Consider the following 12,386-nt stretch of genomic DNA (forward strand, 5'->3'; position numbering starts at 1 on the left):
TCATATATCAGATTTAAGGAAAATTTAACAAAGAGTGTTCACACTTGAAAGATTAACAGGATTTTCATGGGTTAGTTATAAATAATATAAGAAAATTTTTCAACTAATTCAATAAACTGAAAATGAATTATAACTGCCGAAGAAATCCCTATTACAATTCCTGCAATAACATCTGTAGGATAATGGACTCCCAAGTACATTCTCGAAATTCCAATTGTAAGTGCTAAAATTACTAATATAACAGAAATACTTGGAAAATTAAGAGTCATTGTTGTAGCAATTGAAAAACTTGCTGTAGTATGTCCCGAAGGAAAAGAATAGTCCCTTAAATTAATTCCAAAGGTATTTATGTTTTTCAATATATTATACGGTCTTTCCCTTTGCAAAGATTTTTTCAACACTTGAACAAATATTTGGCTGACAGAAAGAGATGTAAGCCCCTCGATCCCTGCAACCCTTATTTTTTCTTTTCCAAATACAATCATTGCAAGAAGAATAATTGTAGTAAATATTCCTCCCCCCAGGTTAGTTATCCTATACATAAATCTATCTAAAACTTTGCATTTTATTGTATCATTAAACCAATGAAGTAATCTTTTATCAAAAGATTTAAATTTTTTTTTCATTTCCATCACCCACTTTCAATTTTGTTAATACCTTGTGTTATATTATTTTAAGATATTATTAACTTTTTTGCAAACAATTTTTATACCTTTAAGTAAATTTTATCTTAAAATTGGATATCTATATCTTGTATGCTATTATTAATATATAATATATATGTTAATTCAACGTTAAAATCTGATTGTAAGCAGGTGTACTAATGAAAATAAATTTTAATGATCAACAAACAAAAGCCATAAATCACGGAAAGGGTCCCGCTATTATATTGGCTGCTCCGGGTTCCGGAAAAACAACTGTCCTTTTACATAGAACATATAATTTAATATCAAAACATAAAATTCTGCCGGAAAAGATACTTTCCATCACTTTTAGCCGGGCTTCTGCCAAAGAAATGAAAAAAAGGTTTGTCAATAATTTTAAAAACACTTCCTCTATTCCCATAACTTTTTCAACAATTCACAGTTTTTCCTATAGCATATTGAGGGAATATACTAATAGACATGGAATACCCTATACTCTTATAGAAGGAAACAGTAATTCTATAAATAAAATCACTATATTAAGAAATCTATATTATGATATAAACGGTGAATGGGCCGCGGATGAAAAGTTAGAAGGAATAAACAACGGCATAGGATATATAAAAAATATGATGATTGGTGTTGATGATTATTTAAAAGAAAACAAGGTTGAAATAAACCACTTCAAAGAGATTTATATGTCATACGAAAATTTTAAAAAAGAGAAGAAAATGATAGATTTTGATGATATGCTTGTTTTAACTCTCGATTTTCTTAAGAGGGATTCTTACCTTCTTTCAAAATGGAGAAATAAATATGATTTCATCCAAGTAGACGAGGGACAAGACACGTCTAAAATTCAGTTGGAAATAATTAAACTTATAGCAAAACCTAAAAATAATCTGTTTATAGTGGCAGATGATGACCAATCCATTTACGGATTCAGAGGCGCTTTCCCTCAAGGCCTGTTTGATCTTAAAAGGGAATTTAAAGACCTTTCAATATTCTACATGGAAGAAAATTATCGATCATCCCGAAATATTGTCTCTGTATGCAATAAATTTATAAGGCAAAATAAATTAAGATACAACAAAAATATATTTACAAAAAATAATTATGTATCTCCTATAAATATAGTGAAGCTTAATACAATAACAGAACAGTATGAATATATAATAAAAGAACTGAAAAAATTTGCTGATTATTCAAATGCTGCCATATTGTATAGAAATAATATATCTTCTATCGGTGTTATAGAATATTTAGAGAATAACAAGATTCCCTTTCATATGAGAGATGTAAATGTTAAATTTTTTAATCATTGGATAATAAAAGATATCATCTCATTTTTAAATGTAGCTAATAATCCTGAAGATTTAAACTCCTTTGAAAAAATATATTTTAAAATGAAAGGCTTTATATATAAAAATTATGTGGATTATATAAAAACTCTCAATTATGATAAATCAGTATTCGATAGAATATTGGAAATAAATGATTTGAGCAGAGATTATCGTCAAAAAATAATGGAAATAAAAATCGATTTTAACAGGCTTAAAAATATGGCACCTCATGAAGCAATAACATTTATAGAAAAGAGCTTAGAATATGAAATATATTTGAAAGAAAATGCTCTAAAATTTGGATACACCTTTGATTCATTAAAAACTATACTTTATTATTTAAAATTAATCTCTGCAAAAACAGAAAATTTAGAAGAGCTTCTAAGAAGATTGAAATATTTAGAGTATTTAACATTTCAATCAAAATATAATACCAAAGGAGTAAATCTTTCAACTATCCACAGTGCAAAAGGTTTGGAATATGACAGAGTATTCATGATAGATTTAATTGAGGGCGATTTCCCTTCTTCCAATAGTATAGACGCCTTTGAAAACGGCAAAATTCAGCTAATGGAAGAAGAAAGAAGGTTATTTTATGTGGGAATGACCAGAACAAAAAATAATCTTATGCTTTTAACCTATTCAAACAAAAGTGAAAAAAAAGTATACCCTTCCCGATTTGTAAATGAATTAGAAAATTTATGATTTTTTGCTTAAATTTAATTTTTTATACTAAATTTTTCAAAAAAAGGAATACTATTAATGAAGGTTATACAATTTCATGAAAGGAGGGAAATCAATGTCAAAAGATAAAGATAAAAGAGACAATAAAAAAGCAAAAGGTGAAAAGAAAGAAAAGAAAGAAGAAAAGTAGGAATATTAATTATAAAAGATCCTTAAAGCCTTAAAAAGGCTTTAAGGATCTTTTATTTGAATTCTTCTACGTCCTTTTCCTCAACCGAAAAGAATTCTCCTTCTCTAAGTTGAAAGTGACCTGTACTGTAAGGAACACCTTCTGTTGAAATATATATCTTATCTGCATCATAATAATCTCCGAATGTATTTACTATACTTTTAATTATTTGAGCTTCAAAATTACTTCCGGCATTCATTTCTTCAGTTAATTCATTGGAAAAATCAACTTTTACTGTTCTATTTTTTTTATCAAAATTTATTTTATTTATTGCTGTGTTTTGAGAAATAGGAGATATTAATTTCTCTGAAGGAGGATTCTTAAATCCATTTTCAAATAGTTTTTCTATCCCTTCATTCGTCTTAAATCCAATATCATTTTGAGTATATACAATTTTTTCTCCTGAGTTCAGAATATAATAAAATCTCATATTTTGAACTAAGGGAGCGTTCTCTTCAATTTTTTCAAGAAGAGTTTTTATCTCTGTTTCTCCATCATTATATATGCTTGCAACAAGGCCTATTCCTTTAGCATAATAATCCTTCTCAACTTTATCTTCTCCCATTTGAGTAGTTACTTCCAAAGCTTTAAATTCCCTTAAAGGTGTTTCTATTGCTACATTGGAACCTGTAATGGTTCTTTTAGTTCCATCCGGAAGAGTCCATGAAGCTCCTACATTTAACGGTTCCTTCAATATAACTGTATTTTTTTCTTCATCTACATTCAATAAATTTTCTATATTATAAAATTCCTCTTCCGAATATATTTCTTTTAATTCTCCATCCTTATATTCAAGAATACTTACCATATTGGTTCCCGGATTCAATATTTTCTGCTGTGCTCTGTTATTGCCAATATACTCAAAATAAGATTTTTTTTCGGCATATTCATTCCCTTCTCCCGAATAATACATAACTGTATTCTTCTTGAAAGGATAGTAATCCGGTATGTATATTGTTTCTTCTTGAATATTTTCTGCATCTATATTTGAATTATCTTTATTGCTATCAATGCTGCAGCCGGCAGTAATACCAATCATAAAAATCATTGTCCATAAAATAATAATTCTTTTTTTCATAAAATCACTCCTACACATTGTTTTCATATAAATTATTATTGACAATATTTATATATCATTATTCATTTTCTCCGAATTCTTCTCTTTATCCATCATAGCAATAATTATTATTGACAATATCACCAAAAAAGTTCCTATTACCATTCCCAACCCTATTTTTTCTTTTAGTATTATCGCACCTATTATAATACTCACAAGGGGCTCAAGAGTATTAAGAATTGAAGCCTCCGAAGGTCCAATACATCTTACAGCCATTAAAAATAATATAAGGGGTATTGCAGTACAGGCTAAAGATAAAAACAGAGCGCCTACTACTGAGTATAAATTTATATACAAATGAAATTGGCCTGTTATTGTACTAAAAGTAAAAGCACATAAAGATGCCACTAATGTTACATAAAAAATAAGGATAAATGAATTTATATCCTTCAGATCCTTATTAGCGCCCATTAAAATATAAAAAGCATAGGCAAACCCTCCACTCAATGCTAATAAAACTCCTTTTATATTCATTACTCCACTTTTGTTTTCCACTAATAAATATATCCCTATTATAGATAATACTAAAGCTAATCCTTTCCTGAAATTCACCTTTTCTTTATAAATAACTATGGAGAACAGATTGACTACAATTGGGTATACAAAGCTAAGTATCGTAGCAAGTCCCGTAGAAATATACTTATAAGAATTAAATAAAAAGGCTGAAGTTAAAAAATATCCTGCCGATCCCATAAGCATGATAAATAAAAACTGTTTTCTGTTTATCTTTAAACTATACCCATGCTTTTTTATATAGATAAATAAAATAACTGCTGCCCCCAAAAATCTCAACGTCAGAGTAGTAAATGAATTAAGTCCTCCTTTAAAAGCAACTTTAGCAAATAACGGTATAGAGCCTAATAAAAATGATGCAATCACTATAAAAAATATTCCTTTATTTTTTGCCATTTTATCTGTCCTTTCAATTTTCAATATGTACCCTTCACGATTATATCATAAATTGCTCCTAAGCAAAAGCGCATTGGCATATTCATACATTTATCGATTTTTTATTCATATATTATATTAGCATTTATAATCTTAAATCTTTCCAACTTATTTTATATCAAAAAATAGACTTTATATTTTTAATATTATAATTTTCCAATGAAATAAATCCTCCAATAAGATATAATAGTTAAGGTGGGATATTTGTTAAAATAAAGGAGATGATATGTTGAAAACTATAATATTCGATATGGATGGAGTCATTGTAGACAGCGAACCTTTGCATTTCGAAGTATTTAATAAGCTCTTAGGAAAATTCGGCAAAAAAGTTAGCGTGGAAGAACATTCTAAATACATTGGAGTAACTGATTATGACTGCTGGAGTGAATTAAAATATAAGCTTAACATCCCCGTTTCTGTAGAAAAGCTAATAGAAATGTATAAAGAGAATTTCATAGAAAATATAAATGATATTCAAATGGTAGATAATGTTGAAAGTTTTATTAAAAATGTATATAAAGATTATTCCTTAGGATTGGCTTCATCTAATAATCGAAGAAGCGTCGATGCAATAATAACAAAATTTCAATTGGAAAAATATTTTAAAATATTTATAAACGGCGAAGAAGTAAAAAACGGAAAACCCGCTCCTGAAATTTTTCTCAAAGCCGCAAATGAGATGAATGCATCTTATACCGATTGCATAGTAATAGAAGATTCCAATGCGGGAGTAGAAGCTGCAAAGGCTGCAAACATGAAATGTATAGGATATAAAAATCCTAATTCGGGGAATCAAGATCTGTCTAAGGCAGATTTAATAATAAAAAACTTCAATGAATTATCAATAGAAATATTAGAAAGTTTATTTTATGTGTAAATGCACAAATAGTTTTAAGTATTAGCGATTATCATAAATATTTTTCTAAAATATTCTTATTTTAGAAAAATATTTATTAACACTATGCCGATATTTTTCATACTCTATTCTAAGAGGCTTTACTCTTATAATAGGAGGTGCTTATTATATGGATGATATACTAAGTAGAGATGAAAGACGTTGTGGCATAGATAGTTCTTTGTTATTCTTCTTCCTCATATTAGTAATCATTTTCTGTAATTGCGATATGTTTAGAAGATATTAAACTTATATACCATTTAGCGGGGTTTGTCCCCGATTCTTTTTTATCTGTATTAAAATCTAAATAAATTTATAATGTGGTTTTTCCTCTCCAAACAACCAATGCCTTAAATAATCGTAAAAAATTATAGCTGGTAAAGAAAGAAAAAACCATAAAACACTATATTCTAAACATATTTGACCCATCAAATTAAATTTTAAATTACTATAATCCCAAACATTTAATCTCAACCTTACATTCAAAATTAATCCAAATATTAATTCTAATGTTGTTATAACCAAACAAGATACACTCTGCTGTATTAATAAAGATTTTTTAAGTTTGAAATAGTATTCGTTTATTAAACCTACTGATACAAAACATAAGCCGCCTAAAATAAACATTGTAATATGGGAGTGCCCTCTCCATAAGATTTCAATAAAAAAATAGGATATCCCTCCGATTACGAATAAGATTAAATATTTATTCAGTCGTTTCATTTTCTTCATCCTTCACATTATTCAAAATAATGATTTCTTTATATAGTGTGAAGAATTTTTCTTTAAATATTCATAACCCATATAATGGCAAACGGCAATATAAAAGCACTTACTATTTTATTCAGTAAGTGCTTATCAATATAATGCAACTATTTTCCATGCCTTCTATTCCTCCTCTTTCTTACTTAAAAGAGAATATAGGAATTCTCTCTGCCTTTTGGCTTCTTCCAGCCTTTCGGCATTGATTATTTCTACACAATTTTTCAATTCCTCATATCGTGTTTTCCACGTTATAACCTCATCTCTAAGCCTTTTTATTTCATCATCCAATATTCTGATTTTCTCTTTGTCATTCATGGTTAGCCTCCCTTTCTTCGCTTTCCAAAAATATCTGAATTGCTATTATCCTTCGATCAATCATCTCACCTTATATTTATGTTGTTATTAGAATGTCCTATGATGATTTTAATTCATAATATTTACAAACTAATTCCTATGATAATTGGAGAGATACATCCTGAAATAATAATATAAAGGGATTTCTATTGGAGCGTGTAATAATCTCTGTTGGGAGTATGGAATGAAAGGAAAAAATCAGAGTGGCACGAAGATACCATATTGAGGGTTGCTAAATAAAAATAAAAAAACCTCACAACCCACTGGTTGCAAGGTGTTCCTTCTGGTGCACCTTCAGGGACTCGAACCCTGGGCCCACTGATTAAGAGTCAGTTGCTCTACCAACTGAGCTAAAGGTGCAAAACCAAATAACATTACTTATTATACACTCATTTATTATATTTGTCCAGCATTTTAATTTATTTTTTGTTAATTATTTTTCCATAATCCTCTCTTAATATGCCCATGATAATTTCATCATGGTATTCTCTTAAGCGCACTTTTTCTCCGCAATACATAACAATAACTCATCTCCATATTTTATTTAATTTTCTTAGCAAGAATTCTCCCATCTTATATAAGTTAGAATAATTCACATATTTTATATGATAAAAATCATAATAAATATAAAAATTTATTTTAATTTCTTAATTACCATAGTTGTTTTCCCAGTATGAGGATTTATGGCTAAGCTTTTCTCAAAAGAAATATCATACTTTACATTTTCCATATTTTTTTTCTTAAGAAAATTATCTAATAAGCCCTTTAAATTTTTTATTAATTCTTCCTCATCTGAATTTGAGAACTTTACACATTTTAAGCTAAAAAACGTATCGCTCTTCTGTATAAATTGATAATACTTTATGCCTTTCACATCTATATCATCTAAAAATAGCGGGTGAAGAAAATCAAAATTCCCACTACTGTTTTTAAACCACATTACTTCCTCTTCTCTTCCTATAATTCTATTTATATGAGTGTAAGGAAGAACCCCTTCTCCATCATAGTTAAAATCCTCAACTATATCATTTAATCTATATCTAATTAGAGGAAAGGTATTATTATAAAATGGAGTAATAACAAGTTTATTATCTTTATCGACCTCTATATAGTTCATATCGTCAAATAAATACATTCCGTCATAATAGCTTGCTCCTGCTCCAATAATAATGGATTCCGTACATCCGTAATAATCTATTATATCCGCATTAAACAATTCTGAGAAATATTTTGAAGTTTCTTTCGTCAAAGGCTCTCCGCCGGTAATAATTTTCTTGGGCCTTAATTTTATTTTCCCTTCTTCTTGAAGATGAGCTGCAATTTTTATACAAGAAGGGTAACCGCCAATATAATTCGGTTTAAAATCGCCGACAATTCTTTGCCATTTTTCTAAAGGTTCAAGAGCACTAACTACTACACTCCTTGATTTATATTTCTTTATACCTTCCAGAGCTAAAGCAGTACATGCATATCCGCTACCTACACTTGCTATATAAAGAGTTCTTATGGGAAAATCAGTCATTCTTATGGAGTTCTTTCCCCCTATACTCAATCTAACAAAATTGGATTCAATTTTGTTTAAAGCTCTTTTCCCATATAAAAAACTACATGGCCTTCCCGTACTTCCGGAAGTATGAACCAAATAATAGTTACCCACCTTGAGCAAGAGTTCATTCCTTTTTAATGCATCATTTAAATATCTCTTTTTTATCTTAAGAGTTGGAATATCAAAAAAATTATTTCTGACTTTTTCCTTATCCATATAAGGAATATCCTTTGGATCAATAGTGTTTAAATGTTCAAACTTTATACCATAACTCGCATAATACCTTCTATAAAAAGTGCTGTTCCTATAGGCATATTTAAGTATATTTCTAAAACATTTATCACTATAATCCATAATTTCATTTCTATCCCATTTATTATGATTATAATACATCCTTCCATATTTAATTAAAGAAATAATAATATCTCCTCCCGTCTAAACACAATTTCATCAAACAGAAAAATCCTCATTCTTTATGAATATATTTTACCACAAAATAAAACCATTAACCCTTCCTCCAAATTATCACTTATGTGAATCTCCCATACCCCAAGAATAAAAACTTCGTATAAAAGTTCAATTAGGAAAACATATAACTCTCCTCATTGAAAATCCTTACATTCTCAGCCACAACGGTATGAGGTTTTGCGGAAGTTTAATGGCAAAATCATAAAAACTGATATTGAATTATTTTTCTATTATTATAATTATATAATCTTCTCTATCAAATATTCTTATAACTCAATCACTTTATCCGGTTTTTCATTTAAAAAGAACACAGACAATGTCCCTGGTCCCGAATGTGCACCTATAGAACAGCACAACATATTAATTATAAACTCTTTGCAGCCAAACTCTTCTTCAATCATTTTCTTTAGCTGCATTGCTCCATTAATATCATCACCATGGTTAATCCCTATAACCTGATTTTTAAGATCCGCACTTTTTCCTCTTTCCTCCATTATCTCCAACATTCTTTTCATTACTTTGTTTCTTCCCCTAATTTTTTCAAATGGAACAATTTTCCCATCATTAAAGACCAATATAGGTTTAATATTTAGTAATCCTCCTATGAATGCCTGAGATCTCCTGACTCTTCCTCCTCTAAAAAGATACTCTATGTCATCAACAGTAAATATGTGTTCGATATGCTTCACATAAAACTCTATAGTTTTGAGTATTTCTGCCTTGACCTTGCCTTCTTTCGCCATCTGAGCCGCCTTATGTACAATAAGTCCAAATCCTAAGGAGGCCGACTTAGAATCCACTATGTCAAGGTCCAGCTCAGGATACTTTCCTTTCATTGTATCTCTTACTATTACAGCAGTTTGATATGTTCCGGAAAGGCCAGAAGAAAATGCTATATATATTGCGCTTTCTTTTTTCTTTGCAATTTCTTCAAACTTTTCTTCAAACATATGAGGCGGAATTTGGGCAGTCTTATAAACCGCTCCATTACGCATATCATCATACATTTCTTTAGGCATTAACGTTGCTCTGTCTAAAAATTCTTTTTCTCCTTTATTTACCACAATAGGTAATATCTCTATGTTATATTCATCTAATATTTCCTCTGGCAGATCACATGCACTATCACTCAATATTTTTATTGTCATTAAACATCCCCCTTTTTAAAGTTATCTTAAGTATATAATACCACTAAAAAGATACATTTAAAATATAAAAAAAGAAAACATGGCATATAAATGATTTTTAATAAATAAATTATACTACAAGAAAAATAAGGGGTGGGTAATATGAAATTTTTCTTTATAAAGAAAAAAACACTTCGTTATGTAATAGGAACAATTGCAGGAATAATTATATTGATTATAATATTTTCCTTATTATTATAATTATAACATAACAAAATCTTACATTTAGAATTGAAGCAGAGCTCCAAACTCTGCTCAATTACTCTTTTCATTTTCTCTAAATTTATAATACTGAAATATTAACTTGTCTAATTTTTGACTAAAATCAAGAATCTTATATTTATCTATTTCACATACCATCAAATTGTTAAGTTCCTCTCTCTTTTTCTCTATTTCCACTTTCAAATTTTCTAAAGTAATTATATTATTCATAAATCTCCATTCCCTTCCAGAATATTAATTGCTACTTGCAATTTTTTCTCCTTTAACAGTATAATTAATTACCTCCCAAATGTCTGGCTCTTCAAAGCCTTTTCTCCAAGAAGAAATTCCTTTTAAATTATATTTTGCTACAAGGTCAGATTTTAGCTTTACAGATTTTTTATCCTCTATCCAAATCCTATATCTCTTCCCAGCCTTTGCATATTCTATATAATTCTGACCATAATTACTTAACCAAACAGGTTTGCAGTCATTCTCCATAATTATTTTATTTACAGCCTTCATAGAAAGTGTTTTTGATTTTACACTTATATTGCCTTTTGTATCTTTTGCTTCCTCCCATTGCCTTGTATAAAATGGAATTCCCAATATAAGCTTTTCTCCTGGAATTCCGGACTTAATAGTATCTGTTATGCCTTTGGTTACCCAATTAATAGATGCTACCGGACCGCTTAATTTACTATCTCCGGGAGTTTCATCGTAAGCCATTAACATGCAATAGTCTACAATTTTGCCCAATTTTTGCCTGTCATAAAATTTAGACCATGTAGGACTTGCAGATGGAACAGTTATATCTATGGAAACTGAAATATTTTGCTGTTTTAAAGTTTGCGTAAGTTCAGAAATAAAATTTGTGAACCTATCCTTATCTTCATAATACACATTTTCAAAATCAATATTTATGCCATCCAAATTGTATATGCTCGAATATATCAATAACTGATTTATAATATTTTTCTTAGCATCAGAACTTTTTAATATTTTGCTGGTTAACTCCTTATCAAAATTATTGTCTATTAATGCCCAAACTTTATAGCCCTTGTTATGAGCATTTTCCACATATTTATAATCTCCTTTATTCAAAATATATCCTTTGTCATTTATCACGGAAAACCAAGTAGGGACTATAACATCCAGTCCGTCTATTTTATCTTCATCACCAGTATCTGGAGTCATATCTGTTATCTGATCCCATACAATATTTATTTTCCCTTTGGGAGAATAGTTTTCTCTTAGAGTATTAAGTTTTAAATCATTATTGTAAACTTCCCATCCTAATTGAAGTTCATCTTTTTTTATAAAGCCAACTTCTCCTTGCTTTGTCCTAACTTTGTAATCATTTCCCTTTTCATCAAAAATAAATACCTTTTCTCCTTTATTTATATATCTTATAGTTGGAATATAAAAGAAAAATTTATTGTAAGGGGACTTTAATTTTGTCTTATTAACAGTTTTCCCTATCATTTGCTTGTCCTTTATTTTGTCTAAAATCAGAATATTTGAATCCTTTATATAAGAAGAGCTTATTCCCAATATTTTTTCTATACCCTTAATATTTATGTAATTTACACCATCTATATTTTGGATTGGAAAATTTAATGATACTCCGTCCTTTATTCTATTAGAAAGCGTAAAATTTTCCAAAGTAAAAGCAGGTTTTTGTATAACTATATGTAACCTGTTCTCTTCTTCCTTTATTGAAATATCGTTATCAAAATACTTCTTCAGTATCTCAACAGGAATAAATATTCCCTTAGAATTTACTATAGAAAGTCGTTCCCCTTCTTCATTGCCCTCTACTACCAATTTACTCTTTAAAATATCCTTCTGTTTAATATTTTCTGCACTTGTCAAGCTCAATACGAAAAAATTAAGAATTAAAGCTAAAAACATTATCAAAGTGACAATATTTTTACTTTTTTTCATCTATCTACCCTCCTTCTAATCTTATTCCTTTTTTAATTATATCAGTTTAATAATAATA

General features: G+C 28.9%; 11 protein-coding genes and 1 tRNA gene. 2 read left to right on the top strand and 10 right to left on the bottom strand.

Annotated features, from left to right (window positions below):
• Positions 1–71: 71 nt before the first annotated feature.
• Positions 72–626, bottom strand: coding sequence for a phosphatase PAP2 family protein (locus EQM13_RS13265; RefSeq protein WP_083381862.1), 555 nt, complete (start codon positions 624–626; stop codon positions 72–74).
• A 197-nt stretch (positions 627–823) separates the two neighbouring features.
• Here EQM13_RS13265 and EQM13_RS13270 point away from each other — a divergent pair, with 197 nt between their 5' ends.
• Positions 824–2,692: an ATP-dependent helicase gene (locus tag EQM13_RS13270; protein WP_240662935.1), complete on the top strand. Its 1,869-nt coding sequence runs from the start codon at positions 824–826 to the stop codon at positions 2,690–2,692.
• Between the two features lie 221 nt (positions 2,693–2,913).
• Here the strand turns inward: EQM13_RS13270 and EQM13_RS13275 are convergent, their stop codons facing one another.
• Entirely contained in the window at positions 2,914–3,978 is a 1,065-nt protein-coding gene (locus tag EQM13_RS13275) for a GerMN domain-containing protein (protein WP_161567254.1), read from the bottom strand.
• Positions 3,979–4,026: 48 nt separating this feature from the next.
• Complete coding sequence (locus EQM13_RS13280) at positions 4,027–4,950, bottom strand: DMT family transporter (protein ID WP_114218537.1); 924 nt, start codon at positions 4,948–4,950, stop codon at positions 4,027–4,029.
• Between the two features lie 244 nt (positions 4,951–5,194).
• Here EQM13_RS13280 and EQM13_RS13285 point away from each other — a divergent pair, with 244 nt between their 5' ends.
• On the top strand, positions 5,195–5,842 hold the full coding sequence (locus tag EQM13_RS13285; RefSeq protein WP_128752952.1) for an HAD family hydrolase: 648 nt from the start codon (positions 5,195–5,197) through the stop codon (positions 5,840–5,842).
• Between the two features lie 321 nt (positions 5,843–6,163).
• Here the strand turns inward: EQM13_RS13285 and EQM13_RS19055 are convergent, their stop codons facing one another.
• The 7 genes from EQM13_RS19055 to EQM13_RS13320 all read right to left on the bottom strand — a co-directional run bounded on the left by EQM13_RS19055 (position 6,164) and on the right by EQM13_RS13320 (position 12,328).
• A complete protein-coding gene (locus EQM13_RS19055) occupies positions 6,164–6,592 on the bottom strand; it encodes a putative ABC transporter permease (protein ID WP_071139954.1) in 429 nt (142 codons plus the stop codon).
• Between the two features lie 156 nt (positions 6,593–6,748).
• Positions 6,749–6,940, bottom strand: coding sequence for a hypothetical protein (locus tag EQM13_RS13295; protein ID WP_128752953.1), 192 nt, complete (start codon positions 6,938–6,940; stop codon positions 6,749–6,751).
• 323 nt (positions 6,941–7,263) lie between these two features.
• Positions 7,264–7,339: transfer RNA gene (locus tag EQM13_RS13300), tRNA-Lys, on the bottom strand.
• A 274-nt stretch (positions 7,340–7,613) separates the two neighbouring features.
• Positions 7,614–8,918: a phenylacetate--CoA ligase family protein gene (locus EQM13_RS13305; RefSeq protein ID WP_128752954.1), complete on the bottom strand. Its 1,305-nt coding sequence runs from the start codon at positions 8,916–8,918 to the stop codon at positions 7,614–7,616.
• Positions 8,919–9,259: 341 nt separating this feature from the next.
• Positions 9,260–10,141: a DegV family protein gene (locus EQM13_RS13310; protein WP_071139951.1), complete on the bottom strand. Its 882-nt coding sequence runs from the start codon at positions 10,139–10,141 to the stop codon at positions 9,260–9,262.
• A 294-nt stretch (positions 10,142–10,435) separates the two neighbouring features.
• Positions 10,436–10,612: an aspartyl-phosphate phosphatase Spo0E family protein gene (locus EQM13_RS13315; RefSeq protein WP_083381858.1), complete on the bottom strand. Its 177-nt coding sequence runs from the start codon at positions 10,610–10,612 to the stop codon at positions 10,436–10,438.
• A gap of 24 nt (positions 10,613–10,636) precedes the next feature.
• Entirely contained in the window at positions 10,637–12,328 is a 1,692-nt protein-coding gene (locus EQM13_RS13320) for a glycosyl hydrolase family 18 protein (protein ID WP_071139950.1), read from the bottom strand.
• Between the last annotated feature and the right edge of the window lie 58 nt (positions 12,329–12,386).

Origin of the sequence: Acidilutibacter cellobiosedens (assembly GCF_004103715.1) — a bacterium.
In the GTDB taxonomy this organism is placed as follows: domain Bacteria; phylum Bacillota; class Clostridia; order Tissierellales; family Acidilutibacteraceae; genus Acidilutibacter; species Acidilutibacter cellobiosedens.